This is a genomic window from Streptomyces sp. Sge12, assembly GCF_002080455.1.
Taxonomy (GTDB): domain Bacteria; phylum Actinomycetota; class Actinomycetes; order Streptomycetales; family Streptomycetaceae; genus Streptomyces.
On record NZ_CP020555.1, the window covers coordinates 987603 to 1012560 of the forward strand.

25 protein-coding genes and 1 pseudogene are annotated in these 24958 nt (G+C 71.1%); 19 read left to right on the forward strand and 7 right to left on the reverse strand.

Features of this window, described 5'->3' with window-relative positions; translation table 11 throughout:
- Positions 1 to 107 precede the first annotated feature (107 nt).
- Positions 108 to 713: a YbhB/YbcL family Raf kinase inhibitor-like protein gene (locus B6R96_RS04600; protein ID WP_081521676.1), complete on the forward strand. Its 606-nt coding sequence runs from the start codon at positions 108 to 110 to the stop codon at positions 711 to 713.
- Positions 714 to 734: 21 nt separating this feature from the next.
- Here B6R96_RS04600 and B6R96_RS04605 read toward each other — a convergent pair whose 3' ends face one another.
- Together B6R96_RS04605 and B6R96_RS04610 are read right to left on the reverse strand one after the other, a co-directional pair.
- Positions 735 to 941, reverse strand: a complete 207-nt coding sequence (locus B6R96_RS04605) for a hypothetical protein (RefSeq protein WP_081521677.1) — start codon at positions 939 to 941, stop codon at positions 735 to 737.
- Positions 942 to 1087: 146 nt separating this feature from the next.
- The gene (locus B6R96_RS04610) at positions 1088 to 1600 is read right to left on the reverse strand and encodes a universal stress protein (RefSeq protein ID WP_237291320.1); all 513 of its coding nucleotides are present in this window, start codon (positions 1598 to 1600) and stop codon (positions 1088 to 1090) included.
- 362 nt (positions 1601 to 1962) lie between these two features.
- Here B6R96_RS04610 and B6R96_RS04615 point away from each other — a divergent pair, with 362 nt between their 5' ends.
- The 4 genes from B6R96_RS04615 to B6R96_RS04630 all read left to right on the forward strand — a co-directional run bounded on the left by B6R96_RS04615 (position 1963) and on the right by B6R96_RS04630 (position 4302).
- Positions 1963 to 2304 carry a hypothetical protein gene (locus B6R96_RS04615; protein WP_081521679.1) on the forward strand — a complete coding sequence of 114 codons (342 nt, stop codon included), beginning with the start codon at positions 1963 to 1965 and terminating at the stop codon, positions 2302 to 2304.
- 132 nt (positions 2305 to 2436) lie between these two features.
- Positions 2437 to 2739: a hypothetical protein gene (locus tag B6R96_RS04620; RefSeq protein ID WP_081521680.1), complete on the forward strand. Its 303-nt coding sequence runs from the start codon at positions 2437 to 2439 to the stop codon at positions 2737 to 2739.
- A gap of 169 nt (positions 2740 to 2908) precedes the next feature.
- Entirely contained in the window at positions 2909 to 3301 is a 393-nt protein-coding gene (locus B6R96_RS04625) for an RICIN domain-containing protein (protein WP_081521681.1), read from the forward strand.
- A 17-nt stretch (positions 3302 to 3318) separates the two neighbouring features.
- Positions 3319 to 4302: a BtrH N-terminal domain-containing protein gene (locus B6R96_RS04630; protein WP_081521682.1), complete on the forward strand. Its 984-nt coding sequence runs from the start codon at positions 3319 to 3321 to the stop codon at positions 4300 to 4302.
- A 180-nt stretch (positions 4303 to 4482) separates the two neighbouring features.
- Here B6R96_RS04630 and B6R96_RS04635 read toward each other — a convergent pair whose 3' ends face one another.
- Together B6R96_RS04635 and B6R96_RS04640 are read right to left on the reverse strand one after the other, a co-directional pair.
- Positions 4483 to 5775, reverse strand: coding sequence for a hypothetical protein (locus B6R96_RS04635; protein WP_159396278.1), 1293 nt, complete (start codon positions 5773 to 5775; stop codon positions 4483 to 4485).
- 186 nt (positions 5776 to 5961) lie between these two features.
- Positions 5962 to 6789, reverse strand: coding sequence for a 2OG-Fe dioxygenase family protein (locus B6R96_RS04640; protein ID WP_159396279.1), 828 nt, complete (start codon positions 6787 to 6789; stop codon positions 5962 to 5964).
- 315 nt (positions 6790 to 7104) lie between these two features.
- Between B6R96_RS04640 and B6R96_RS04645 the strand changes: the two genes are divergently transcribed.
- The 5 genes from B6R96_RS04645 (at position 7105) to B6R96_RS04665 (ending at position 11619) form a co-directional block, all read left to right on the forward strand.
- A complete protein-coding gene (locus tag B6R96_RS04645; RefSeq protein WP_030387420.1) occupies positions 7105 to 7506 on the forward strand; it encodes a GntR family transcriptional regulator in 402 nt (133 codons plus the stop codon).
- Positions 7503 to 8471 (forward strand): ABC transporter ATP-binding protein, encoded by a 969-nt coding sequence (locus tag B6R96_RS04650; RefSeq protein WP_081521685.1) that lies wholly within the window; start codon positions 7503 to 7505, stop codon positions 8469 to 8471. Before B6R96_RS04645 ends, B6R96_RS04650 begins: the two co-directional genes overlap by 4 nt.
- Positions 8468 to 9496 carry an ABC transporter permease gene (locus B6R96_RS04655; RefSeq protein ID WP_081521686.1) on the forward strand — a complete coding sequence of 343 codons (1029 nt, stop codon included), beginning with the start codon at positions 8468 to 8470 and terminating at the stop codon, positions 9494 to 9496. The genes B6R96_RS04650 and B6R96_RS04655 overlap by 4 nt, the downstream gene beginning before the upstream one ends.
- Positions 9497 to 10004: 508 nt before the next feature.
- Positions 10005 to 11303 (forward strand): glycosyltransferase family 87 protein, encoded by a 1299-nt coding sequence (locus B6R96_RS04660; protein ID WP_237291321.1) that lies wholly within the window; start codon positions 10005 to 10007, stop codon positions 11301 to 11303.
- Between the two features lie 103 nt (positions 11304 to 11406).
- On the forward strand, positions 11407 to 11619 hold the full coding sequence (locus tag B6R96_RS04665; RefSeq protein ID WP_081521688.1) for a hypothetical protein: 213 nt from the start codon (positions 11407 to 11409) through the stop codon (positions 11617 to 11619).
- 298 nt (positions 11620 to 11917) lie between these two features.
- Here the strand turns inward: B6R96_RS04665 and B6R96_RS38945 are convergent, their stop codons facing one another.
- Both B6R96_RS38945 and B6R96_RS04675 read right to left on the reverse strand, forming a co-directional pair.
- Positions 11918 to 12712: a hypothetical protein gene (locus B6R96_RS38945; RefSeq protein ID WP_443069882.1), complete on the reverse strand. Its 795-nt coding sequence runs from the start codon at positions 12710 to 12712 to the stop codon at positions 11918 to 11920.
- A 355-nt stretch (positions 12713 to 13067) separates the two neighbouring features.
- Complete coding sequence (locus B6R96_RS04675) at positions 13068 to 14978, reverse strand: APC family permease (protein ID WP_081521689.1); 1911 nt, start codon at positions 14976 to 14978, stop codon at positions 13068 to 13070.
- Positions 14979 to 15633: 655 nt separating this feature from the next.
- Between B6R96_RS04675 and B6R96_RS37175 the strand changes: the two genes are divergently transcribed.
- The 4 genes from B6R96_RS37175 to B6R96_RS04690 all read left to right on the forward strand — a co-directional run bounded on the left by B6R96_RS37175 (position 15634) and on the right by B6R96_RS04690 (position 17213).
- Positions 15634 to 15789 (forward strand): DUF6131 family protein, encoded by a 156-nt coding sequence (locus B6R96_RS37175; protein WP_237291637.1) that lies wholly within the window; start codon positions 15634 to 15636, stop codon positions 15787 to 15789.
- A 171-nt stretch (positions 15790 to 15960) separates the two neighbouring features.
- Complete coding sequence (locus B6R96_RS04680) at positions 15961 to 16179, forward strand: hypothetical protein (RefSeq protein ID WP_159396281.1); 219 nt, start codon at positions 15961 to 15963, stop codon at positions 16177 to 16179.
- A gap of 78 nt (positions 16180 to 16257) precedes the next feature.
- The gene (gene ligD / locus B6R96_RS04685; protein WP_081521691.1) at positions 16258 to 16569 is read left to right on the forward strand and encodes a non-homologous end-joining DNA ligase LigD; all 312 of its coding nucleotides are present in this window, start codon (positions 16258 to 16260) and stop codon (positions 16567 to 16569) included.
- Positions 16566 to 17213, forward strand: coding sequence for an endonuclease (locus B6R96_RS04690; RefSeq protein ID WP_081521692.1), 648 nt, complete (start codon positions 16566 to 16568; stop codon positions 17211 to 17213). The genes ligD and B6R96_RS04690 overlap by 4 nt, the downstream gene beginning before the upstream one ends.
- Positions 17214 to 17328: 115 nt before the next feature.
- Here the strand turns inward: B6R96_RS04690 and B6R96_RS04695 are convergent.
- Positions 17329 to 18366, reverse strand: a pseudogene (locus tag B6R96_RS04695) (NAD-dependent epimerase/dehydratase family protein).
- Positions 18367 to 19549: 1183 nt separating this feature from the next.
- Between B6R96_RS04695 and kdpF the strand changes: the two are divergent.
- The 5 genes from kdpF (at position 19550) to B6R96_RS04720 (ending at position 24956) form a co-directional block, all read left to right on the forward strand.
- On the forward strand, positions 19550 to 19639 hold the full coding sequence (gene kdpF / locus B6R96_RS04700) for a K(+)-transporting ATPase subunit F (protein WP_037860493.1): 90 nt from the start codon (positions 19550 to 19552) through the stop codon (positions 19637 to 19639).
- 6 nt (positions 19640 to 19645) lie between these two features.
- Positions 19646 to 21310 (forward strand): potassium-transporting ATPase subunit KdpA, encoded by a 1665-nt coding sequence (gene kdpA / locus B6R96_RS04705; RefSeq protein WP_081521693.1) that lies wholly within the window; start codon positions 19646 to 19648, stop codon positions 21308 to 21310.
- Positions 21307 to 23406 carry a potassium-transporting ATPase subunit KdpB gene (kdpB, locus tag B6R96_RS04710; RefSeq protein ID WP_081521694.1) on the forward strand — a complete coding sequence of 700 codons (2100 nt, stop codon included), beginning with the start codon at positions 21307 to 21309 and terminating at the stop codon, positions 23404 to 23406. Before kdpA ends, kdpB begins: the two co-directional genes overlap by 4 nt.
- A gap of 22 nt (positions 23407 to 23428) precedes the next feature.
- Positions 23429 to 24145, forward strand: coding sequence for a potassium-transporting ATPase subunit C (locus tag B6R96_RS04715; protein ID WP_081521695.1), 717 nt, complete (start codon positions 23429 to 23431; stop codon positions 24143 to 24145).
- A gap of 127 nt (positions 24146 to 24272) precedes the next feature.
- On the forward strand, positions 24273 to 24956 hold the full coding sequence (locus tag B6R96_RS04720; RefSeq protein WP_081521696.1) for a response regulator: 684 nt from the start codon (positions 24273 to 24275) through the stop codon (positions 24954 to 24956).
- The last annotated feature ends 2 nt before the right edge of the window (positions 24957 to 24958 follow it).

Below are 24958 nucleotides of genomic sequence, written 5' to 3' on the forward strand. Positions count from 1 at the left end.
CTGTCCACTGCGGAAGGTGGTACGGCGGGTACCAGCATCCGGAGGGCCTTCCCGCCTGCCCGCGCGCTCGGGAACATCGGTTCACCACCGATCTTCAGGAGGATCCGATGAAGAAGTCCCCGCTCACCACCACCGGGGTAGCCGTGGCCGTGGCCGTGCCCGAGGCAGCCGCGCCCGCCACTCCCCCGATCGACCCTTCGGAGTACGGATACGGCAAGGTCCGCAGCGGTGTGCCCGCCTCGGCGGAACGCTTCACGGTGACCAGCCCCGATGTGCGCGACGGCGAGGCGCTCCCGGCCGAGACTTGGGCCGACGCCTTCGGCTGCACCGGCGAGAACCGACAGCCCCGGCTGTCGTGGAGTGGCGCTCCGCAGGCCACCCGCAGCTACGCGATCACCATGTTCGACCCCGACGCGCCCACCGGAGCCGGATTCTGGCACTGGCTCGTCCGGGACGTCCCCGCCGGCCACACCGGCCTGGACACCGGGCTGCCGGCCGGCGCGGTGAGCGGCGTCAACGACTCAGGAAATGCGGGCTATCTGGGGCCCTGCCCGCCCATCGGCGACCTCACCCACCACTACGAGATCACCGTGTACGCACTCGACGTACCCACCCTCGGCCTGCCCGCGTCCACGCCGCCGACCATTGCCGCGTTCATGATGTCCCGCCACATCATCGGGTACGCCCGGATCACGGGCACGGTCCGCCGCTGACGCCGGCCCGGACACCGCGTCTCAGCCGTCCCCGTCCGACACCCGGCGCAGCTCGATCCGCGCGTCGTGGCGGGACACCGGAACCGGGTCCGTCGTCCCGGGGGCGTCCCTCGCGGCGAGCGCGCGGCGGCTGACCATGTGGGGGGTGAGCCCTCGCCACTCGTAGGGGCCGAGGGCATGGGCCACCGCGCCTACGCGGAGGTCCGTCAGGGATGCCGGGCGCACCATTCGACCCCTCCGCGGTGTGGACGGTTCCCGTCGACGGCCTCTTCGGACCATCCGCGGTGGGTCCGCCCGCAGCCTGATGCCGATCCGGCGCCGACCAACGCATACGTCGCAGGTCAAGGCGCCGAGTCGGCCGTGAAGTCCGCAGCTCATGGCGTCAGTTCCCGCGCATCCAGCGGAAGCCGCCAGAAGTTGCGGCGGTGTACCGCCTCCAGCTCGGCCTGGAGCGGGGACGGCGGAACGGTCAGGACCGGGCAGGCGGCGTGCGCGAGGCAGTAGCGCGCCACCGAGGGGCGGACGAGGCGGCGGAGCGGGGTGCGGGAGCCGGTGCCCACCACCAGGAGGTCTTCGGAGCGGCGCGCGGTGTCCACGAGGGCTGCGCCGGGTGTCGCCCGTACGGTGAGGCCCGCCAGGGTGACGCCGGGTCCCGCAGCGCCGAACGCGCCGTCGAGTACCTCGCGCAGCCGTTCCACGGCCGCGGCCCGGCAGTCCGTCAGGGCCGTGACGTTGCAGGAGCTGCGGCTTCCGAGCTCACCTCCGGGAGCCTGCCAGGCCATGACGGCCCACAACTCGGCGCCCCGCACCCGCGCTTCCGCGGCAGCCCGGTGCAGCGCGGACAGGCTTCCCGGAGTTCCGCTCACACCGACCACGACTCTGCGCACGGCCGCATTCCTCTCTCCCGAGCCCCAGGGTTCCTACGACTCCGACTCCGACTCCGACTCCATGAAAGGGCCGGGGCGGCACCTGCGGCGGAATGCTGATGCCTTTCTGACGCGGCCCCCGGACTTCATGACGCGCCCCTGACGCCGCCGGGCCTCGCATCCAGTGGCGCAGGCGCTGCACGCCACATCACGACACCCCGTCGGGACCGGTCCACGTCTTCCACGACGCCGCGCTCTTCTGGCAGCAGCTGGTTTCGTCGGGTACACGGCGCCGCCCTCAAGTGGCCGCTGGGTACGCGGACCGGGCGAACTGAGTACGTGACCCCATGCCGAGACCGCGGGGCGGGCGGTGCAATGGGGGTGTGAAAGAGACTCCTGCCCTGGTACCTCCGGCCGAGCGCCCTCTGGACTCGCCGTGGTGGCTGGCCCCGGCCCTGTTCACCCTGGCGGCGATGCTGGGCGGTGCGTGGGGCTACCACTCCTCCCCGCTCATCCACGCCCCGTCGTGGCTGGCCCTGCCGTACCTCGTTCCGCTGGCCCTGGTGGCGGCTTCCTGGCGGCCTTCGGCCCACCGGGACACGAGAACCCGCGGCCTGGTCCTGGGCGGGGTCGGCGCCTTGATCTCCCTGGTCTACGCACACCTGGCCACCTTCGTGCTGTACACGGTGGCGATCGTGCTGTGGGCCTTCCAGGGTGGCGGCTGACCCCGGCCGGGCCGCACGCCCCGCCGTCCGGGCGGGCCGGCACCACCGCCCCAACCGGCGCCGACAGCCCCAGGCCCTGCGGCCTGTAGCTTGACCTGCGAAAACTCAAAGAGTTCGTGGGGTGGGGGAATCGTGTCGTGGAACCAACGGGACACAGGCGCAGCACGCTGCCTGGCGCGCGCCGGGGTCCTGGCCGCACTGGCCGCGGCCCTGGTGAACTGCTCCTCCAGCACTCACACTCAGCCGGAGGAAACGGCCGAGTACCGGGACGGACGGGAGTCCGGGGTCCTGCTCCACGAGGAGGGTGCCTGGCCGAACGTCGGCGAGGCCAGGGCTGAAGTCCTGTGCGAATTCGCCGCCCGGACCGACTACGACGAGGGCCCCGAGAAGAAGGCGTTCATCGCCGGCTGCGTGAGCGGGCTCCGCTCCCCCTGACCCGCCTTCGTCGGCCGGGGCACCAAGCGGAAGGTGACGGGCAAAAGGGGGCGGGCGGTGATCCGGCCAGCGCACCGGGAGGCGCTGTTGACCCTGGGGCGGACGGTTGCCCACCATCCGGGCGCGATCGGGCAAACCCGTTCCACCGCCAGCCACGGTAGGGATCGAGATGACGTTCTTTCGACGCGCGTCAGCCGCTGTGGCGGCTGTGCTGTTCAGCGGTCTCCTGCTCGCACCGACGGCCGGCGCCGCGGGCGTACCGGCCCCGGGCCTGAGGCCGCTCACCACCTTCGACGATGTGGACAAGAACAGGGCGCAGGTCACGTACGGGCCCTACTTCATCCGGGCCGTGCACAGCGGCAAGTGCCTGGACGTCGAGGGCGGTACCGGCGCCACCGGCGACGGCGTCAACGTCTTCCAGTGGTCCTGCCTCGGCTCCGGACAGACCAACCAGCAGTGGGCGTTTCAGTCGATCAACGGTCTCCGCCCCATCGGAATCCTCCGGTCGGGCCGCTCGGCAGGCGGGGATCCGACACGACTGCCTGCGTGTCGTCTCCGGTGAAGAGGAGAATGCACGGCATGGCCATGGTGAAGGACACTGATGTCCGCGGTATGCAGCACTGTGAGACGACGGCGCTGGGCGTGCTGCTGCGGCACGAGGGACTCGACCTGTCCGAGCCCATGCTGTTCGGGCTCGGCTCCGGGTTGTCCTTCATCTACTGGGACAGCAAAAGCATGGGCTTTCCCTTCCTGGGAGGCCGGGTCAAGCCGTTCGAGCTCACCAAGAACCTGACCGGCGTACTCGGACTCGAGCTTCTGGTCGCGGAGACCACCTCCCCGCGCAAGGCGTGGCAGAACGTGGCGGCGCCCATCGATGCCGGTCGGCCGGTCGGCCTTCAGCTCGACAGCTACCACCTGGACTACTTCAGCACCAAGGTCCATTTCGGCGGGCACGTCGTGGCCATGTACGGCTACGACGAGCAGGACGCCCACCTCGTGGACACCGCCCCACAGGGGGGAGCCGTCTCGACCAGTCTCGCCAGCCTGGCCAGAGCCAGGGCCGAGCGCGGCCCCATGACCGCCAAGAACCGCTCCTTCACCATCACGGCACCCATCGGCCTGACGCCACCGCACGACCGGATCATCCCCGCGATCAAGGCCTGCGCCGACGCCTTCTTGCACCCGCCCATCGCGAACCTGGGCCACCGCGGCATCGAGAAGACCGCGGCGCACGTGCCGAAATGGCTTCAGCGCAGCGACAACCCGCGCCAGGACCTGGCGCAGGCCGCCGTCCTCATGGAGAGGGCCGGCACCGGCGGCGCCCTGTTCCGCAATCTCTACCGGGACTTCCTCGCCGAGTGCGCCCAGCTCATCGACAGCAGGCACCTGCGCACGGGTCACAGCCTGTATGCCGAGGCCGCCGCCCTCTGGACACAGGTGGCCGCGCTCATCGCGACGGCAGGCGAATCCGGCGACGCGAACCATCTCGTGGAGGCCGGCTCCGTCCTTCGTGAACTCGCGCGTATCGAGCGCGATGCGATGCGGGAACTCTCCCTGCTCTAGGGGCCGTCCAGCGGATCGAGCCAGCGGCGGAACGACCGGCTGCCGCCGTGGCCCCGGACCGGTGAGCGGTGTCGAGTCGTCCCGTGCGGGGGCGTTGAAGTGCCCCCGCACGGGACTCGCCGGCGTCCCTCGCGGGCGTGGCGCCGTGCACGGCGTGTGGGCCGTGTACGGCGTGTGCCGTTACGCCGAACGGCGCCGCCGGGCCATGGCGTACAGGGCTCCGCCGAGCGTCACGGCCGCGGCGGCGAGTCCGCCCGCGGCCAGCGCGGCGGATCCGGTGTTGGCCAGGTTGCCGCCGGTACCGCCGTTCGGGGCCGGGGTGTTGCCGGTGCCCGGGGCGGTGCTCGCGGAGGCGGAGGCCGAGGGCGCGGTCGAGGCGGACGGGCTCGGGGAGGCCGAGGCCGTGGCGGACGTCGACGGGCCGGGCTGCGCCCCGTCGGCCGGCGTCACGGTGATGGTGAGCCCGGCCGAGTTGTTGCCGAGGTCACGGTCGATGTCGGCGATGTTGAGACGGCCGGGACCTCGGTCGGTCTTGTACCGGTACTCGCCGTGGTAGGTGCCCGGCTTGACCCACGGCTCGATCTTGAAGGTTCCCTTGACCGAGCGGCCGGTCCCGCCGAACACCCGGCGGCCCTCCGGGCCCGGGCGGCCACCGACGAAGCTGATGCCGGGCGGCAGCACGAACTCTGCTTCCACCACGGTGTCGTCGAGGGCCGTGGTGGCGACCGAAGCGGTGCCCTTGATCTGCCAGCCCGGGTTGAGCAGCACCTGGCCGCCGGCCGGGCCGCTGCCGGTCGCCCCGTCCACGGTGAAGTCGACCTGGTTCGCCGGGTTTCCGACCGGCACCTCGCGACCCCAGAAGCGCCACTCCTTGAACGCCTCGGACGGTATGACCTTGACAGCGGCGGCGGTTCCCTTGACCCCGCCCTGCTGCGGCTTGTAGACCGGCTTGCCGCCCGGGGTCCAGGTGACGTAGAAGAGGTCCCGCCAGAGCTCCGGGGTCGCGGTGATGTTCAGCCCCGTGTCGAGGCGGTAGTACTTACCCGGCTCGAAGGTGCCGGTGAAACTGCAGAACAGGTACTCGTCACGGTACTCCCGCACCGGGTCGACCTTGAAGTGTTCGCAGTTCGACGGCCGTTCCTGAGCATTCAGTTCCAGGCCCGGCGGCAGGTGGACGCCCAGCTCCGCCCCCTGGACGGGCTTGTCGCCGGTGACTTTGAAGCCCAGCCGGAGGCTCTGCTTCTGGCCGTTCTCGACCGTGGTGTCGAGGAGCTCCTCGGAGGTGACGAGTCCGCCGAACGGGTCCGGGTCGCCCTCGGGCTGGTTCGGGCCCTGCTTGCCGACCTCGGTGGCCGGCGCCACCGGGCTCGGCACCGGCGCGGCCTGGGCACTGGTCGCGGCGCCCAACACCACCGTTCCCACGGCCAGAGCCGCTCCGATCCGCTGCGCTGCAGTGCTGTGCGTGCGGTTCAACCGCATCAAGATGGTCCCCCTCGTGTCGCATGGGTCGGACGTTCGAGTACGCCCGACTCCTGTACGACCGACGGGGGGCCTGATCGGTTGCCCGGAATGATCAAGAAATCGGCGGGCGGTATCCCGACGACCGTTGTGCCGTACGGGCGTTGGGCGCGCGGGCGGCGGGCTCGGCGGGTGCCGGTGTCACAGCTGGGGGACGTACGGGGCGAGGCCGACGATGACGATGGACCGTTCGCCCGGACCTGGCTCGGAGCCCGCGCGGACCGGGCCGACGTAGTGGCTGACCCTGTGGTCGTGGACGGCGTAGCCATCCAGTGGGTCGGTGAGGGTGAAGTCGGCGTGGATGTCCGCCCACGGGTCCTCGGGCTGGAGGCCTGCGCTGCCCGGTGTCGCGATGACGTTCTGCCCGCCGGTGACGTTGGTACGGCTGATCAGGTGGGCGAAGGTGAACGTGCTGGCCGAGCCTCCGTCCTGGTGCAAGCAGTTCGGGGAGGAAACGGCGAGCTGGCCGGGACGGTCGACGCCGAGTCTGATCAGGTGGACTCCGGCCCACAGCGGCCGTCTCCCCAGGTCCCTCATGGACAGGACCTGCTCGATGTCCCAGCGCAGGAGTCGCAACAGCAGGGCGTTGCCGCACAGTTCCCCGGGGATGTCGGGCAGCACGCGCCGCGTCCGCGGGTGCTCGGGGTCTCCGTCGCCCTGGGAGAAGTCGGTGACCGTACCGTGCACGGGGTCGGGGGTTCCGGGGATCCAGGACAGTTCGTCCTTCCACGGCAGGTACACGGCATGGGAGTACCGGCGGAACCGGTTCGTTCCCGGAGCGTACGGGTCGGGCGGCAGAGCCGCGAAGACCTCCTTGATCCTGGCCAAGTCGTCCGCGGCGGACCCGGCCGGGATACCGAGCTGCTCAGCGCCGTAGCGGACGAACCCGCGCTCGCGCAGACCGTCCGTGCCCTCCCCCGGCCCTCCCGCATCGGGGTGCGATCGCCGCTGGGGCTCAGCGTTTTCCATGTGCTCCTCCAACGGGTCACGACCGGGGCCACGGCGCCGGCGGCCCATGGCGTCGGCGGCCCCCCGCCCCGTACCGGGCTCGGCGCGGCTTTGCGAGGCAAGCCGCGGCCCTTGCGGCGAGGGCTACGGGCGGTCCGGCTGCTGCTGAGCGTCCTACGGGTCGCGGAAGGAAGCAAATTCGTTCGTCCTGCCGAGGACGCCTGCATGGGTCGTGTGCATGGGTCGTATGCACGGGGTGGACGGCGCTCTCCTTGACATCCGCACCCCCCTCGATCCACTATTCACTACTCAAATAGTGAAAGGGTGTTTGCCGGGATGATCGAATACCGGATCGACCGGCGCAGCGGGGTTGCCACCTACGTGCAGATCGTCCAGCAGACCAAGCAGGCCTTGCGCCTGGGCCTGCTGGAGCCGGGCGACAAGCTTCCGGCTGCCCGAGAGGTCGTGGAGGCCACGGCAGTCAACCCGAACACTGTGCTCAAGGCCTACCGAGAACTGGAACGCGAGGGCCTGGTCGAGGCCCGGCGAGGCCTCGGCACCTTCGTGCGCAGGTCGCTCGGTGCCACACCGAGTGACTCACCGCTGCGGGGCGAGCTGTCCGAGTGGGCGTCGCGCGCCCGGACCGCCGGCCTGGAGCGGGATGACGTGGCGGCACTCTTCGCTGCCGTGCTGGACGAGCACTTCGATACCACCGAGAAGGAACAGGATCACCGATGACGAGCAGTGCCATCGAGGCAACCGGGCTGGGGAAGGCGTTCCCGCGGCGCGGCGGGTGGGCCCTGCGTGACTGCACGTTTCAGCTGCCGGCCGGACGTGTCAGTGCGCTCGTGGGGCCCAACGGCGCGGGCAAGTCGACGCTGCTCGCCCTGGCGGCGGGGCTGATCGCCCCCGGCGAGGGCTCGATCACGGTGCTCGGCGGGCACCCGGCCCACGTGCGGCCGCGGATCGGCTTCGTCTCCCAGGACAAGCCGCTGTACCCGCAGCTCACCGTCGCCGAGACGCTCCGCATGGGCGCCGATCTCAACCCCGACAGCTGGGACGCGGACACCGCGGAGCGGGTCGCGGCGGGCGGTGGCCTGGACCTCGGCGCCCGTGTCCGCTCGCTGTCCGGCGGCCAGCGCACCCGCGTGGCGCTCGCCCTCGCCCTCGCCAAGCGGCCGGAACTGCTTCTGCTGGACGAGCCGGTGGCCGACCTCGACCCGCTGGCCCGGCACGAGCTGATGGGCACGCTCATGGCCACGGCCGCGCGGTACGGCACCACCATCGTGATGTCCTCGCACGTCATAGCCGAACTGGAAGATTCCTGCGACCACTTGCTGCTGATCGGCGACGGCCGGGTGCGTCTGGCGGGTGACATCGACGACTTGCTCGCCGTGCACTCCCTGATCACCGGGCCCGCACGGGAGGCCGCCACCGGCGCCGACTTCGACCTGGCCCCGCACACCACGGTGGAATCCCGTATCACCGGCCGCCAGGTCACCGCCCTCGTCCGCCCCGCAGGCCCGCTGCCCGTCGGCTGGCAGACGAACGACCTGTCCCTGGAGGCGCTGGTCCTCGCCCACCTGCGCAACCCGGCGGCGCCCCCGCTCACTCTCGGCCCCGCGTCCGCCTCTGCCTCCGCTTCCCCCACACCCCAGGAAGCGACTTCCGCCTCCGCCATGCCCCAGGAGGAGCCCGCATGACCGCCGTTGCCCCCACCGCTCCCCCGGCCACCCGGCATCCGTCCCCCGCGCCCCGTCTGGCCCGGTGGCTGCTGCGCCTGCACCGGCCGGCGCTGCGCGTCTGGGTCGGCATCGTGGTCGTACTCTCGGCCGCACTGCTGTGGCTGGGCGGCCCGCTCACCGACGCCTCCGCGGCGGCGTGGGAGCAGTACAACGCGTGCGCCGGGGCATCGAAGTGCGCCTACGACCAGCCCGCGATCATCCGCTACAAGGAGGTCTACTCCGCCACCACCTTCGCCGTCCTCGCCCTCCCCTTCCTCGTAGCGGCCTGGGCCGGGGCCACCCTGACCAGCAGGGAACTGGAGACCGGCACCGCTCAACTCACCTGGGCCCAGTCGGTCTCCCCGGTGCGCTGGCTCACCGCCAAACTCGCCCTCCCGGCCACCCTCGTCGTCGCAGGCACCGCACTGGTGGTCGCGCTGCACCACCTCGCCTGGTCGGCCGGGAAGGGCCGCATAGACACCGCGAAGTCCTGGTCCGACTTCACGACCTTCTACTCGGGCGGGCCGCTCACGGTCGCCCTGGCCCTCCTGGGCCTCGCCGTCGGAGTCCTGGTCGGTCTGCTCTGGCGCCGCTCCCTGCCCGCCCTCGGCACCTCCGTCGTCGCCACGACCGGTGTGTTCGCCATCGTCCACACGGCACTGCCCTACCTGTGGCCCAGCGTGACCCAGGTACGCAGCCGGGCGCAGGACGCTCCGTCGGGCGCGGGGATCGCCGTCGACGACGGCATCCTCACCTCCACCGGCGCCCGACTGCCGAACCCCTACTGCGGCGGCGACATCTTCCCCGACTGCCGCGCCGCGTACGACAAGCTCGACGCCGTCGGCTACTACCGCGACTTCCACCCCCTCGCCCACTACTGGCCCCTCCAGCTCACGGCGACGGCCCTCACCTGCGCCATCGTCGCCGTACTGGTCTTCGCCTCGTACCGCGTGCTGAAGAGCCGTACGGGCGGCACCCCGCGCGGCGCAAGCACCACCGGCTGACCGCCGCCCTGCGGCTCGTAGGCGCTGCCTCGTAAGCACCGCGCCGTATGAGTGCCGGTCCACGCCGTCCCCACCCGCCCTGGCGCGCCACGCACCGGCGCACCGGCGGCCGGTACGAACTCCCGGTCCAGGCGGGGCCCGTGCGGCATGTATCCGGCTCCGGAGTACGACCCTTACGTGCGGTGCGGTGCGCGTCCTCCACACCGGGGGACGCGCACCCCCGTCACGGGCCGGTCCACCGCAACCCGGCTCCCGCCAGTCACCGTCGCTGTCGCTGTCGCTGGCCCCTGCCACGCCTCTCGAAGCCGTGATGCGAACCCCTCCGGAACCCTCACCCTCACCCCACCCTCACTTCGTCATGCCCTCATGTCCTCGCCTCTTCTTCAAAGGTTGATGCCTGATGTCGCAAGCTGCTCGGAAACAGGAGCCCCGGTCCCGGTCCCGGTCCGCAGCCAAGCCTTTCGCCGGCGGACGAAGGTGGGACCGGCTGGTACTGCTGGCGTGCGCGGTGTCGGCACTCGTGGTGGGGCTGGCGTCTCCCGACCACACCTCGCAGAAGGTGTGGGGCCTGGTCGGCGCGGCGGGATACGCCTGCGCGGCCCTGGTCGCGGCGCGGTCGTCCACGCCGTGGGCCCGCACTCCCGCCGTGGTCGCCGTCACCGGTGCGGCGGCCGTACCGCTGCTGTACCTGTCGGTGATCGGCAGGGCGCAGATGGAGGTCGGCGTCGTGGAACGGGCGGCCGACCTGCTGTTCTCCACCGGAACTCCGTACAACCCCGCGCCGCACGCCGTACAGGACTTCAATCCCTACCTTCCCGGCATGGCGATCTTCGGGATACCGCACCTGTTGTTCGGAGACACCCCGTTCGCCGGCGCCCGCGTGTGGTTCCTCGTCGGGTTCCTCGCGGCCGTGGCGGGAGCGGTGCGGGTGCTGACCGGGCGCGGGGGCCTCGCCACGGGGTCGAGCGGCACCGCGCGCGGCGCCACCGCCGGGCTGACGGGCGCCCTGTGGCTGATCGCCTGTCCTGTCGTCGCACTGCCCCTGAGCATCGGCGGCGTGGACCCGCCGGTCATCGGACTGCTCTGCCTGGCCCTGGCCTTCACACAGCGGGGTCGTGCCGGGCGCGCGGGCCTGGTCGTGGGCGTAGCCGCCGTTCTGAAGTGGACGGCCTGGCCGGCCATCCCGGTGATCGTCGCCGTACTCGCGGTGCGGGGCGGGAAGCGCGCCGCGTTCAGGTGCACGGCAGCGGCCGCCGGGCCGGCCGCACTGGCCATCGTGCCCGCGGTGCTGGTCGACACCAGCGCCTTCTACCAGAATGTCGTCCTCTACCCGCTGGGCCTCGGCCCCACGGCGTCCTCCGCCCAGAGTCCGCTGCTTGGGCACCTGATCGTTCTGCTGCTTCCTCACGGCAAGGCGGTGACCACGGCGCTGATCGCGTTGAGCGCGGTGGGTGTGGGGGTGTCGCTGCTGGTCCGCCCGCCGCGGAGCACCGTCGCCGCCGCCGACAGGCTGGCCCTGGGGCTGCTCCTGGCGATAGCGCTGTCCCCGGCCACCCGTATCGGCTACGCCATCTACCCCATCGTCCTGATCGCCTGGCCCCGCTTCACCGCCCGGCTGTCGGCCGACCGGCCCGCCACGCCGCACCCCGCGAGCGAACCGCCGCACCACCGGCGGACCGTGGCAAGCCGCCTGTGCACCACCACCCCCGCCACGGCCGGCTGCGATGCCCGGCGCCGACCTCACCGGGAACACCACAGAGCCGGTGCGTGCGCGCAGTTGGTAGTGTCCGACCGTGACTTTGACTGACCTGAGGGACGGCTTTCGCGATGATGGCCAGCGGAAGTGCGTCCAAGCAGTCGTTCACAGTCGCCTCGCGGATGACCGGGATCCGCAGGAGTGCCGCTACCTGATGCGCTTCTTCTGGCAGCTGTGCATGCCGTACCAGGAAGTTTCGCTTGAGGAGCTGCGCCTGAACGTCGGCAGGCAGAAGCTCGACGCCGTCATGGCACTGATCAGCGCCGTCCAGTCCTCCCACGACGAGATCGATGCGTGGCTCGCCGCTGCGGAGGAAACGTTCCCGGTGATCGAGGACCGCGGCTTCCACCTGCACAGCAACGGCTGAGGCACGGGGCGAGCTTGACCCAGCGGCGAGTGCCGAGTCCGGAACGCGATGTCCCCGCACAGGGCGCCCACGCAGGCCAGGGCCAGGTGCTCACCGCGGTGGCCGGGCTCGGCGTGGACGGCCACGTCCTCGTACCGGCTGCCCAGGAGGTACGTACACGCCACCGCGAGCAGACGCCCGCGCCGAAAGGCGCCCCACGCGGCCCCCGACTCCGCGAGCCCGTGGGGCCCGCCCCACGTCGCGTGGATCCATGACGCCTCGGGCGCGACACCGGCCAGCGCGGGCGCGTCCTCGGCCGTCAGCCTCCGTACGGCCACACCTCGCGGCACACGCACCGGCAGCGGGGGCTCCCCTTGACGTAGACCATCCAGTGCCGGGCCTCGACCCGGGAGAAGACGGCACGACTCGCTGCCGGGGGGAGCCCCTGCGCGTCCCCCCGCAGGACGGCACGGTTCCCGCACGAGACGGCGACCACCCGGGGCGCGTCGGGCCGGTCGGCCCACCAGCGGCCGTTCCCGGTGGCCAGGACGTGCTCGGCGAGGGCCGCGACACCCGGCTGCCCGACGGGAAACCAGCGGGCGAGGGCAGGAAGGCCGGAAGGGTCGAGCTCGATCACCCGGTGTGCCTCCTCGCAGGATGGAAGACGAAGCGCGGGGGCGGCCCGGACGGAGGCCGCCCCCACAGGGGAGCCGTCCGAGAAGGCAGGTTCGCGGCGGGAGGTCCGACCGGGTTCCGGCAGCCGGGCCCACCCGGCCGCCCCCACCACGCGAGCCGCCCGGCCCCGGTGTTCCCCGCCGGGAACCGGGACCGGACGGCTCATGTGGTGTGCGACGGCTGACCGGCACGCGGTCGCACCGGCCCGACCCCCCACGGGCGGCGCCCTGCACAGCGACTCGGCCTGGGCCCGGCCGCGGCCTTCCGCGACGGCCTCGGCGAAGTTCGCGAAGATCACCGTCAGCCAGAGCCGGACGCTGATCACCCAGGTGAAGACCGACGGGTGGATGAGCGCCGAGAGGGTGGTCAGTACGGAACCCACCGCTACCACGAACAGCACTGGCTTGCGGACGAGTTCACGGGGACGGAGCTGACGCACGGCCTCGCGGAGGGAGGCCGCCGGCCGGATCGACTCCAGCAGGGGGCGCGGCGCCGGGCGCCTTCTGGGCGGCCGGTTGACCGGTGCCTGTGACGGTGCCTGTGACGGCGACGGGACGGGAGGTGTCTGCCGGGTGGCAGCGGGAAGCATGGAGAGACCTTCTGGTGGGATCGGCGCAGCCGGAACGGGGGATGCACCGCCGGGGACCCGTCCCCTGTGGGACCCCCTCCGGCTCGTCGTGTGACGTTGGGGTCCCCGGCGGTGGAACGGGCAGAAACCTACCGGGTCGTGCACACCCAACGGCCCTACCCGGCAAGCTGTTTGCACCTTCCTGACGGCTGTGCACCTGATCCCGTCAAGGCCTCGTGAAGGATGCGTCAGGGACCTGGGGTCCGGTCGGGGCGCCGAGTCGGAAGCGGAGGCGGCAGATGACGGCGTCGGTGTCGCGGCGGACGGCGTGGGCGACGACGGAGCCGCGCTGGTTCTGGAGGATCCGCTGCCAGAGGTGTGCGGGTTCGGCCTCCGGGACGAGGACGGTGATCTGGGTGTCCGGGTGGGTCTGCGCCAGCTTCCGTACGTAGCCGGAGACCGGGCGGCCCAGGGAGCGCGTCTCGGAGGCGACTTCGACGAGGTCCACGCCCGGGTTCCACAACTCCCAGTCCCGGCGCAGGGCTTCGGCGGCGGCCCGGTCCTCGGCCGCGGGGTGGGTGACGGTGACCGCGAGGACCTCGTCGCCCAGCGAGCGGGCGGCGGTGAGGGCCTGGCAGGTCAGGCGGGACAGACCGGAGACGGGGACGACGACGAGCGAGCGGGCGCGGTGCGGGGGCTGCGGTACGCGGCCCAGTTCGAGGCGATCGCCGATCTGCGCGTAGGCCCGGTTGACCTTCTCGAAGCCGAGGACGATCAGCGGCAGGGCCAGGACGATCAGCCAGGCGCCTTCGGTGAACTTGGTCGCGGTGACCACGACGGCTGAGATGCCCGTCAGCAGGGCGCCGAAGGCGTTGAGGGCGGCCTTGGCCTGCCAGCCCTGCGGGCGTTCGCCGTACCAGTGCCGGACCATGCCGACCTGGCAGATGGTGAAGCCGACGAAGACGCCGATGGCGAAGAGCGGGACGAGGGTGTTGGTGTCGCCGCCGGAGAGGCCGAGCAGGAGGGCGGAGACGAGGGCCAGCCAGACCACGCCGTGGCGGTGGACCTGGCGGTCGGCCTTGAGGGCGAAGAAGTGCGGCAGGTGGTTGTCGCGGGCCAGCAGGCTCATCAGCACCGGCAGCCCGCCGAAGGAGGTGTTCGCGGCGAGCGCCAGCAGCACCATGGTGGCGAACTGGACGATGTAGAAGGCCGCGTTGTGCCCGAAGGAGGCGTCCGCGAGCTGGGCGAGGACGGTCACGCCCTCCACCGGCTGGAGGTGGAAACGGCCGATCAGCACCGACAGCCCGATCAGCATCACGCCGAGCAGGGCGCCGAGGGCCACCTCGGTGCGCTGGGCGCGGCGGGCGGCCGGCGCCCGGAAGGACGGTACGGCGTTGGCGACGGCCTCGACGCCGGTCAGCGCGGAGCAGCCGGCCGCGAAGGCCTTCAGCAGCAGGAGCGCACCCACTGCGGTGGCGCCTTCCCCGAGCGCGGAGGCGTGCCCGGCGGCGGACGCCGTACTGGCCGGGCCGTCGCGGAACAGCCCGACGGCGATCATCGCCAGGATGGACCCGACGAAGAGCGCGGTCGGGACCAGGAACGCCTTGGCCGAGTCCACGACCCCGCGCAGGTTCACGGCGGTGACGAGGACCAGGACCCCGAGGCAGATCCACACGCGCTCGCCGTGCAGGCCGGGGAAGGCCGAGGTCAGCGCGGCGACACCGGCGGTGACGGACACGGCGACGTTCAGGACGTAGTCGAGGATCAGTGAGGCCGCCGCGACGAGGCTCGTACGCCGGCCCAGATGCCGCTTGGCGACCGCGTACGAGCCTCCGCCGTCAGGGAACGCCGCGATCACCTGCCGGTAGGAGGCCACCAGCACGGCCAGCAGCGCGGCGATGGCGAGGGTGACCGGGAGGGTGAAGCCCATCCCGTAGGCACCGGCCGCCGCGAGGACCAGCACGATCGACTCGGGTCCGTACGCCACCGACGCCATCGCGTCGAGCGACAGTGCGGCCAGGCCCTGGAGGGCGGTCAGCCGGTGCCGGTCCCCCGCTCCGTCCGCGCGGGTGTCGGGAGGCTGTTCCTGGTCCGGCCCCTGAGCGGCTTCGGTCGGTTTTCCTACGTGAATGGCCATGTCGCCGGTCCCTCCGAATGGGCAAAGTGAGGACAGCGTCGGAGCCGCACGATCCGGCCACCAGCACCCTTGGCGCGTTCCATACGCCCGCCCCGCCACTCTTCACGCGTTCCATACGCGCAGGTGCGAACGGCGTAAGAGGTTCTGGGCGCAAGCGCCCGGCTCCAGCGCGAAGGACGTCGCCCTCGTGGTGCTCGGCCACGTTGTGCAGAGCCCGTTCTCGTGAAACAAGCCATGCTCGGATGCATCGTGCCGCACGCTCACAGAACCCTCGGCCGCTGCCGTCATGCCGTTCGTCGGTGAGGGTGCTCTGGGGTGGGGCCCTGCCCGCCCGGGTGGTGCCTGTTCACGCTGACGTCAGCGGTCCTCGGAATTCTTCCGCAACTCGTCGTCGGGGTGGATCTGCTCCTCACGGCCGATGCCCGGACGGTGGGGCTCGGCACGGTGGCCCCCCGGCATCCGCGTCGTCCTCCGGGCCCGAGCCCCGTAAGCCGCCGGAGGCCTCGAACCCGGTCCCGGTCGGTACCCGGGCACGCTGCTCCCACTGCGTGCCGAACGGCGCGCCGGAACCGGCGCGGCACCTACCAGGCACAACACGCCGACACTGCCAAACGCGCCTAGGCTGGAAAGAGAGTCACAGAAATCGGAGGTGGCCATGATCATCCTCGGCATCATTCTCCTGGTCATCGGCTTCGTCGCGGGAATCAGCATCCTGTGGACCATCGGCGCCATCCTCGTCGTCATCGGAGTCATCCTCTGGATCCTGGGCGCCGTCGGGCACTCCGTCGGCGGACGCAAGCACTACTGGTAATGGAGACACCCGCTCTCGATCGGGGCACAACCGGGTCTGCAGGACTTCGTGGTTGCGGGCATGGACCACCCCAGTGCGGACCTGGCAGAGCCCGGCCACGAGAGCAGGACAACAGGTAGCTACCCGCTGTCGTGCCCTGCTCCTCCGGGCCCGTGTCCAAGGAGTCCTGTCATGCACAGTGCCCCGCCGGAGCCTGAACTTCCGGATCGTGTGCCGGAGAAGCGCGACGCCGTCACTCCCGACCTTCCGCCCGTGGGCCCGTCCGCCCCCGACCTCCCGGACGCCGCGGCCGAAAGACCCCGGCGCCGCAGCCACGAGGGCACGCGCGAGGAGGGCGAGCAACCCGCTGCCGGCCCGGGCAACGCCAAGCCTCAGGAGCCGACCGACTGACACCCGCTCGAGGTCGCCCAGCGGCTCGCGCTGTCCGCGACGGCTCGGGGCTGTCGCCCGGGTGCACGGATCGTTGACATGGAGGGGACCCGCAGCATCACGCCGCTGCGCGGCCGGGTCGGGATGCGGTGGACGGGGATGCGGGGGTGCGCGCAGACAGCCGTCGCCCCCTACGCCGTCCGCGCCCGCCCCGGCGCCCCCGTCACGGCCCCGCCGGCCTGGAGCGACCTCGACGATCCGGACCTCACGGCCCGCCGCTGGACCCTCGCCACCGTCGACGGACTGCTCAAGGGACAAGCCAGGGCAGGCCCCGCCTCGGCCTCGCTCCCTCGCGATGGCCGCGGCGTGCTCACCGCACTCATCCGTGACGAGGCAGGCCAGACGCCATGACACAGCAGCAGCGCACGACCGTACGACGGCTGATGGACGCATACGGGCAGACCCACGCCGAGGAAGCCGGCATCAAGCTGCGGAACACACCCGCGCCCCTGTATCAGCTGCTCGCGCTGTGCGTGCTCTTCTCGGTACGCATCAAGGCCGACATCGCGGTGGCCGCCGCCCGCGAGCTGTTCGGCGCCGGAATGCGCACACCAAGGGCCATGGCCAACGCTTCCTGGCAGGAGCGGGTGGACGCACTCGGCCGCGCCCACTACCGCCGCTACGACGAGAGCACGGCCACCGCGCTGGGCGACGGCGCGGAACTCGTCCTCGACCGCTACCGAGGAGACCTGCGCCGGCTCCGCGACGCAGCCGAGGGGGACGCCGACCGAATCCGCGAGCTGCTGCAACAGGTCCCGCGGATCGGACCGGTGGGAGCGGACATCTTCTGCCGCGAAGCCCAAGGCGTGTGGCCGGAGCTGTGCCCGTCGTTCGACGACCGTGCCCGCGAAGCCGCCGCCGAGCTCGGCCTCCCGTCTTCGCCCGATGGCTTGGCGCGCCTGGTGGACACCGAAGCCCTGCCGCGGCTGGCAGCCGCCCTGGTGAGGGCCGAACTGTCCAAGAACGCCGTCGACGACCTCCTGAAGACCGGCTGACACGCCGAACGGAGTTCGCGGGCGGCAACACGCGCGGTGGACCGCACCGAGCGGGACCTCGCTTCAATGGGTCGAGGCGTGCCCCATCGAAAGCACCACTGTCGATCGGGTTGCCTCAGGCGGCCAGGGGCGCGGTGGCCGGGCCGGCGTCCTCCCTCACGCCGTCGAGGAATTCTCCGACGGCCTCGAGCGCCGTATGCCGGGGCTCCCAGGCGAGTTCAGACCTGGCTCGTGCACAGTCGAGCAGGGGAATCCGCAGCACGGCGTCGAACAGGTCGGGGGAGGCGGGCACCAGGTGCATCCGCCACGCCGCGGCGCGCACGGGCGCGATGGGTACCCGCCGGGGCCGTGCCTCCAACAGCACGGCCAGCGCGGCGGCGTCGAGCACCGGGCCGGCGGCAAGGTTGAAGGAACCCCGGACCGGGCGGCGCACAGCCTCGCGGTGGGCGCCCGCGGCGTCGTCGGTGTGCGGTGCCTGGAAGCGCAGGCCGGCCAGGTCGGGTGCGACGGGTACGACTGCCGGCCGTACGAGCCTGCCCGGAAGCAGCCGGCCGGCGAAGATGCGGCGCCGTTCGGATGCGGAAGCCCGTTTGAAGAGGAACGCGGGGCGCACCCGGACGACCCTGATGGCCGGTGGGCCTGCTCGTAGGAGTCCAATACGCGTTCCACGTACGCCTTCTCGCGGGTGTAGGAGGCCTGCGGCCAGCCGTGCGTCGGCCAGGACTCGTCCACCATCAGGCGGTCGTCCTCAGGTCCGGGTGAAAACGCGCCCACCGAAGAGGCGTACACCAGCGCGGGTACACCGGCTGCTGCGGCCGCTTCGAAGACGCGGATGCTGCCGAGGACGTTGGGTCCGCCATGTCTCGGCGGGGTGGCGGGTCGGCTGGAACTTCCAGGCGAGGTGGACCACGGCTGCGGCGCCCTCGAAGTACGCCACCAGGTCCGGGCCGCCGGGCTCGATGTCCACCGCGTGCCAGGTGGTCTTCGGCGGTCGCCATCGTGGGATCCTGCGGGCCAGGCCCGTGCGTGAACCCGTGGCCGGGTCGCCCGTCAGGGCCTCCACCACGCTGGTGCCGACGTTTCCGGTGGCACCGACGACCACCACTCGGGCGCTGGGTTGCCTTCCGGGCTCGGTGGGTGGGGTGCGCGTCATCTGAATCGGCTCCTTCCAGGCTCGATCCAGGTCCTTCGTGTCCTTCGTGCTGCGCTTCTGCCCGAAGCGCGGCCCTCAAGCAGCTGGACACGCTCGGTGGACGTCCAGGCACTGCGGCGTGCGTGCGGTGGTGAGGAAGGCATGCGCGGGCCCCCGTGGGTACCGGCCCGTGTGTGGACGTACTCGTGACCCTCGTGGCAGGGGAGGGTGCCGATCGTGCTCGTGAAGGAGTTCACCACCGTCGCCGCGCAACAAGAGCTCATGCGTCACATCGGCGGGGGTGGCGGCGAGCTGGGTCAGGGCGGGCGGCGGCGCTGGCGTTGAGCCAGTGAATCACCGATTTCGGGCGTGCCGCGCCGGCCACGCAGTCGGCCACCGGCTGCAGGCGCGGGTGTAGAAGGCCGGACTCTTCGGATAGCAGGCCCAGCACGCGGGCCTGGAGGACGCACCGGGTGCAGTGGCCGTCCGCGTAGGGCTCCTCGATGCTCCCGCAGCCGGTGCGGGTGAAGACTGGGCCGATGCCGCAGCAGGTCCCGCACACCTCGCCTCCAGTCTCGGCGCGGCCGACCAGGGTGCCGGGCCGCCCGCACGAGGTGCACGCAGCCGGATGGGTGCGGCGGTGGGCGTAGCAGGGACCGCAGACCGGCCCGAGCGGCCAGGTGACGTGGACGGGCCGGGCGTTCTCGCAGACACCGCGTCGCCGTACGGGCCGTGGTCGGCACGAGGCACAGTGGAACCGGCCGCTTCGGCCGAGCCCGGCGCCGCGCCGTCGACGGCCGCACACGACGCAGTCACCCATCTGCCGGTCGCACGCGCGGCACGCCCCCGAGGAGGCGCGCTCGGTGGCCGTCACGCTGGTAGCGCGGGCCGGCGCCGCCCTGGACACGGCCGGCCTGCCCCACCGGCTCTGATCCGCTCATGGCCGGCCTGCCCACCGGGGCCGGACCGGTCGTCGGCAGCCCTCCCGTCAGGACGGCGTTAAGGGTTCCCCGGCGCCCGTATGGACCCCGTCAAGGCGTCTTAACACCGGGGTGAAGACACGGTTGTCTCGTCATCGGCCAACTGGCTGATTCATCTCTTCCCACTTCACTCAGGAGCTCGCGATGGCCGATCTGGCCTTCGTCGTCACCACGGTCGCGGTGTTCGCGCTGGTGGCTCTCATCGCCCGGGGGGTGACCAAGCTGTGACTGTCGAGAACGTTGTCGGCCTCGTCGTGGCCGTCTCACTGCTCGGATACCTCGTCCTCGCCCTTGTGTACCCGGAGAGGTTCTGAGCAGATATGAGCCCCGTAACCGCTGGTGTGCTCCAGCTGCTCGCGCTGATCGCCGCGCTCGCGCTGGCCTACCGTCCCCTCGGCGACTACATGGCCCGGGTCTACTCCTCCGAGAAGCACTACAAGCCGGAGAAGTGGATCTACAAGGTCATCGGCGCCAACCCGTCGGCCGAGATGCGCTGGCCCGCCTACCTGCGCGCCGTCCTCGCCTTCTCCGCTGTGAGCGTCCTGTTCCTCTACGGCATGCAGCGCCTTCAGGGCAGCCTGCCCGGTTCGCTCGGCTTCGTGTCGATCGACCCGGACCAGGCCTTCAACACCGCCGCGTCCTTCGTCGCCAACACCAACTGGCAGTCGTACTACGGCGAGCAGGCCATGGGCCACGTCGTGCAGACCGGCGGCCTCGCGGTGCAGAACTTCGTCTCCGCCGCCGTGGGCATGGCCGTCGCGGTCGCCCTCGTACGGGGCTTCGCGCGCTCGCGCACCGGTGAACTCGGCAACTTCTGGTCGGACCTGGTGCGCGGCACCGTCCGCATCCTGCTCCCGATCTCCGTGATCGGCGCGGTCGTCCTGGTCGCCTGCGGTGTCGTCCAGAACTTCGCGGGCATCCACGAGGTCGGCCAGTTCATGGGCGGCACCCAGCAGTGGAGCGGCGGGGCGGTCGCCTCGCAGGAGGTCATCAAGGAGCTGGGCACGAACGGCGGCGGTTACTTCAACGCCAATTCCGCGCACCCCTTCGAGAACCCGACCCCCTTCTCGAACCTCTTCGAGATCTTCCTCATCCTCGTCATCCCGTTCGCGCTGACCCGGACCTTCGGCCGGATGGTCGGCAACCTGCGCCAGGGCTACGCGATCCTGGCCACGATGGGCATCATCTGGATCGCGTTCACCGGCCTGATGATGTGGACCGAGTTCGCCCACCACGGCCCGGTGCCGGACGTCGCGGGTGGCGCGATGGAGGGCAAGGAGACGCGCTTCGGGATCGGCGGTTCGTCGATCTTCGCCGTGGCCACGACGCTGACGTCGACCGGCGCGGTCAACTCCTTCCACTCCTCGTACACGGGCTTCGGCGGCGGCATCACGATGCTGGGCATGCAGCTCGGTGAGATCGCGCCCGGCGGTGTGGGCTCCGGCCTCTACGGCATGCTGATCATGGCGATCATCGCGGTGTTCATCGCGGGTCTGATGGTCGGCCGCACCCCGGAGTACCTGGGCAAGAAAATCGGCACCCGCGAGATCAAGCTGGCGGCCTGCTACATCCTGGTCACCCCGGCCCTGGTGCTGTGCTTCACCGCCGCGGCGATGGCCCTGCCCACGCCGGGCAACTCGATGACGAACTCCGGCGCGCACGGCTTCTCGGAGATCCTCTACGCCTACACGTCGGGCGCCAACAACAACGGCTCAGCCTTCGCGGGTCTGAACGCCGACACGCAATGGTTCAACTCGACCATCGGCATAGCGATGCTGCTGGGCCGCTTCCTGCCCATGGTGTTCGTCCTCGCGCTCGCCGGTGCGCTCGCCGAGCAGAAGCCCGTTCCCGAGACCGCGGGCACGCTGCGCACCGACAAGCCGCTCTACGCCGGCCTGCTCGTCGGCACGATCGTCATCATCACCGGCCTGACCTACTTCCCCGCCCTCGCGCTGGGTCCGCTCGCTGAAGGGCTCGCCTCATGAGCACCATCACTCCTACCCGTGCTCCGCACGAGGACATTCCCACCGCGCACAAGCCCGCGGCCGGCCGCGTCGGCGGGGGGTTGTTCGATCCCAGGGCACTGCTGAAGTCCTTCCCGGACGCGGTGCGCAAGCTCGACCCCCGCATCATGATCAAGTCCCCCGTCATGTTCGTGGTCCTGATCGGCTCGGTCGTCACCACCGTCCTGGCGGTCAAGGACCCGACGGACTGGTTCGGCTGGGCGATCACCGCCTGGCTGTGGCTGACCACGATCTTCGCCAACCTGGCCGAGGCCGTCGCAGAGGGCCGCGGCAAGGCCCAGGCCGACACGCTCCGCAAGGCCAAGACCGACACGGTCGCCCGCCGCATCGACGGCTCGGTGGAGGAGCAGGTCCCCGGCACGGAGCTGCGGATCGGCGACCTGGTGGTCTGCGAGGCCGGCGACATCATCCCCGGCGACGGTGACGTCGTCGAGGGCGTCGCGTCGGTCGACGAGTCGGCCATCACCGGCGAATCCGCCCCGGTCATCCGCGAGTCGGGCGGCGACCGCTCGGCCGTGACCGGCGGCACGAAGGTGCTCTCCGACCGGATCGTCGTCAAGATCACGACCAAGCCGGGCGAGACCTTCATCGACCGCATGATCGCGCTCGTCGAGGGCGCGGCCAGGCAGAAGACGCCCAACGAGATCGCGCTCAACATCCTGCTCGCCTCGCTGACCATCGTCTTCCTGCTGGCCGTCGTCACCCTGCAGCCGTTCGCCATCTACGCGGGCGCCGAGCAGTCCATGATCGTCCTCACGGCGCTGCTCGTCTGCCTGATCCCGACCACGATCGGTGCGCTCCTGTCCGCCATCGGCATCGCGGGCATGGACCGCCTGGTCCAGCGCAACGTGCTGGCCATGTCGGGCCGGGCCGTCGAGGCCGCGGGCGACGTGTCGACCCTCCTGCTCGACAAGACGGGCACCATCACGCTGGGCAACCGCCAGGCGTCCGAGTTCGTGCCGGTCAAGGGCACGACGGCCGCCGAGCTGGCCGACGCCGCCCAGCTGTCGTCCCTCGCGGACGAGACCCCCGAGGGCCGCTCGATCGTGGTCCTGGCGAAGGAGAAGTACGGGCTGCGCGAGCGCAGTCAGGGCGAGCTCACCGGCGCCGAGTGGATCACCTTCACCGCGCAGACCCGCATGTCCGGTGTGGATGTGGACGGCAAGCAGACCCGCAAGGGCGCCGCCGGTTCGGTCATCAGCTGGGTGACGGAGCAGGGCGGCCGAGTCTCCGATGATGCCGACACCCTGGCCAACCGCATCTCCGAGGCCGGCGGCACCCCGCTCCTCGTGGCCGTCAAGGACGAGCGCGGGGCCCGCGTCCTCGGCGTCATCCACCTCAAGGACGTGGTCAAGGAAGGCATGCGCGAGCGGTTCGACGAGCTGCGCCGCATGGGCATCAAGACCGTCATGATCACGGGCGACAACCCGCTGACCGCCAAGGCCATCGCCGAGGAGGCGGGCGTCGACGACTTCCTCGCGGAGGCGACGCCCGAGGACAAGATGGCCCTCATCAAGCGGGAGCAGGCGGGCGGCAAGCTCGTCGCGATGACCGGCGACGGCACCAACGACGCCCCGGCCCTCGCCCAGGCGGACGTCGGCGTCGCGATGAACACGGGCACCTCGGCCGCCAAGGAGGCCGGGAACATGGTGGACCTGGACTCCAACCCCACCAAGCTCATCGAAATCGTCGAAATCGGCAAGCAGTTGCTGATCACGCGCGGCGCGCTGACGACGTTCTCCATCGCCAACGACGTCGCCAAGTACTTCGCGATCATCCCCGCGATGTTCGCCGTGGTCTATCCGGGCCTGGACAAGCTCAACATCATGGGCCTGGCCTCGCCCGAGTCGGCGATCCTCTCCGCCGTCATCTTCAACGCGCTGATCATCATCGCCCTCGTGCCGCTCGCCCTCAAGGGCGTGCAGTACCGGCCGACGAGCGCCGACAAGATGCTCCGGCGCAACCTCGGCCTGTACGGCGTGGGCGGTCTGATCGCCCCGTTCATCGGCATCAAGGTCATCGACCTCCTCATCTCCCTCATCCCCGGGCTCTCCTGAACTAGGAACGTGCTGATCTGCCATGAACAACTCTGTGGGCAACACCGCGCGCCTGATCGGCGCGGGCCTGCGGGCCCTGCTGGTCCTGACGGTCATCTGCGGCGTGATCTACCCGCTCGCCGTCACCGGCATCGCCCAGGCCCTGTTCAACGACAAGGCCAACGGCTCCGAGATCAAGGACGGGAGCGGCCGGGTCGTCGGCTCCTCCCTCATCGGGCAGAGCTACAACCTGCCGAAGCAGAACCCCGACGACCCCGAGGAAGCCGCCCGGCCGGACCTCAAGTGGTTCCAGCCGCGCCCCTCCAACGGCCTCGGCAGCAACAGCGTGAACACCCAGTACGCGCTGATCCTCTCCGGCGCCACCAACCGCTCCGCCGACAACGGCGCCGTGGGCGGCCTGTGCACGGCGGGCGCTGAGGAGGGCACCCTGTGTGCCCAGGTCGTCGCCGCGAAGGACTCGGTCATCACCGACAACTCCACGGCCTCCTACAAGGTCAGGCCCGAGGACGTGCCGGCCGACGCCGTCACCTCCTCCGGCTCCGGCCTCGACCCGCACATCTCCCCCGAGTACGCCGGGATCCAGGTCCACCGGGTCGCCGAGCAGAACCATCTCGACGTCAAGCAGGTGGAGAAGCTCGTCGCCGACCACACGGACGGACGCGCCCTCGGCTTCATGGGCGAGCCCCGCGTGAACGTCCTTGAGCTGAACACCGCGCTCAAGGCACTGACCAAGGGATGACGTTCCCCCCGAACAGGGGTCCTGGAGCCGGCGTGGCGCGAAGCTCCCCCAGCCACGGCTGGGAGGTGCCCACCGCGCCCCGCCGGCTCCGACCCGTATCCACCGAGAGAGGAAGGGCCCCACACCGATGATCAAGGTGCTGGTGGTGGAGGACGACGCCCAGCTCGTCCGCGCACTCAGGATCAACCTTGAGGCGCGGAAGTTCGAGGTGGAAACGGCTTCCGACGGGCACAGGGCCCTGCTCCTGGCGGCCGTCCGCACGCCGGACGTCATCCTGCTGGACCTGGGTCTGCCCGACATGGACGGCGTCGACGTCATCAAGGAGGTACGGGAGACGAGCGGGGTGCCGATCCTCGTCCTCTCCGCACGTCACACATCCGAGGAGAAGATCCGGGCCCTCGACGCGGGGGCCGACGACTACGTCACCAAGCCGTTCAGCATGGACGAGCTCCTGGCCCGGCTGCGGGCCGCCGTCCGGCGCCGCGAGGTTTCGGTGGCCTCCCCCGAGATCGCCGTGGTCACGACCGAGGACTTCACCGTCGACCTGGTCGCGAAGAAGGTCCGGCGCAACGACCGCAGTGTGCGGCTGACCCCCACCGAGTGGCATCTCCTGGAGATCCTCATCACCCATCCGGGCCGGCTGATCAGCCAGCGCAAACTGCTGCTCGACGTCTGGGGGCCGACGTACTCCGAGCACACCAACTACCTGCGGGTCTACATGGCCCAGCTCCGGCGCAAACTGGAAGCGGACCCCTCGCACCCCAGATACCTGATCACCGAGCCCGGCATGGGCTACCGCTTCGAGGGATGACG

What these genes read in the sequence shown, in the direction of transcription:
- B6R96_RS04665 (WP_081521688.1), top strand. Translation starts at nt 11,407, where the DNA reads ATGCGCTTCTTCTGGCAGCTGTGCATGCCGTACCAGGAAGTTTCGCTT.
- B6R96_RS04625 (WP_081521681.1), top strand. Translation starts at nt 2,909, where the DNA reads ATGACGTTCTTTCGACGCGCGTCAGCCGCTGTGGCGGCTGTGCTGTTC.
- B6R96_RS04650 (WP_081521685.1), top strand. Translation starts at nt 7,503, where the DNA reads ATGACGAGCAGTGCCATCGAGGCAACCGGGCTGGGGAAGGCGTTCCCG.
- B6R96_RS04680 (WP_159396281.1), top strand. Translation starts at nt 15,961, where the DNA reads ATGCACAGTGCCCCGCCGGAGCCTGAACTTCCGGATCGTGTGCCGGAG.
- B6R96_RS04720 (WP_081521696.1), top strand. Translation starts at nt 24,273, where the DNA reads ATGATCAAGGTGCTGGTGGTGGAGGACGACGCCCAGCTCGTCCGCGCA.
- B6R96_RS04600 (WP_081521676.1), top strand. Translation starts at nt 108, where the DNA reads ATGAAGAAGTCCCCGCTCACCACCACCGGGGTAGCCGTGGCCGTGGCC.
- B6R96_RS04605 (WP_081521677.1), bottom strand. Translation starts at nt 941, where the DNA reads ATGGTGCGCCCGGCATCCCTGACGGACCTCCGCGTAGGCGCGGTGGCC.
- B6R96_RS04640 (WP_159396279.1), bottom strand. Translation starts at nt 6,789, where the DNA reads ATGGAAAACGCTGAGCCCCAGCGGCGATCGCACCCCGATGCGGGAGGG.
- kdpA (WP_081521693.1), top strand. Translation starts at nt 19,646, where the DNA reads ATGAGCCCCGTAACCGCTGGTGTGCTCCAGCTGCTCGCGCTGATCGCC.
- ligD (WP_081521691.1), top strand. Translation starts at nt 16,258, where the DNA reads ATGGAGGGGACCCGCAGCATCACGCCGCTGCGCGGCCGGGTCGGGATG.
- B6R96_RS04715 (WP_081521695.1), top strand. Translation starts at nt 23,429, where the DNA reads ATGAACAACTCTGTGGGCAACACCGCGCGCCTGATCGGCGCGGGCCTG.
- kdpB (WP_081521694.1), top strand. Translation starts at nt 21,307, where the DNA reads ATGAGCACCATCACTCCTACCCGTGCTCCGCACGAGGACATTCCCACC.
- B6R96_RS04655 (WP_081521686.1), top strand. Translation starts at nt 8,468, where the DNA reads ATGACCGCCGTTGCCCCCACCGCTCCCCCGGCCACCCGGCATCCGTCC.
- B6R96_RS04645 (WP_030387420.1), top strand. Translation starts at nt 7,105, where the DNA reads ATGATCGAATACCGGATCGACCGGCGCAGCGGGGTTGCCACCTACGTG.
- B6R96_RS04630 (WP_081521682.1), top strand. Translation starts at nt 3,319, where the DNA reads ATGGCCATGGTGAAGGACACTGATGTCCGCGGTATGCAGCACTGTGAG.
- B6R96_RS04690 (WP_081521692.1), top strand. Translation starts at nt 16,566, where the DNA reads ATGACACAGCAGCAGCGCACGACCGTACGACGGCTGATGGACGCATAC.
- B6R96_RS37175 (WP_237291637.1), top strand. Translation starts at nt 15,634, where the DNA reads ATGATCATCCTCGGCATCATTCTCCTGGTCATCGGCTTCGTCGCGGGA.
- B6R96_RS04675 (WP_081521689.1), bottom strand. Translation starts at nt 14,978, where the DNA reads ATGGCCATTCACGTAGGAAAACCGACCGAAGCCGCTCAGGGGCCGGAC.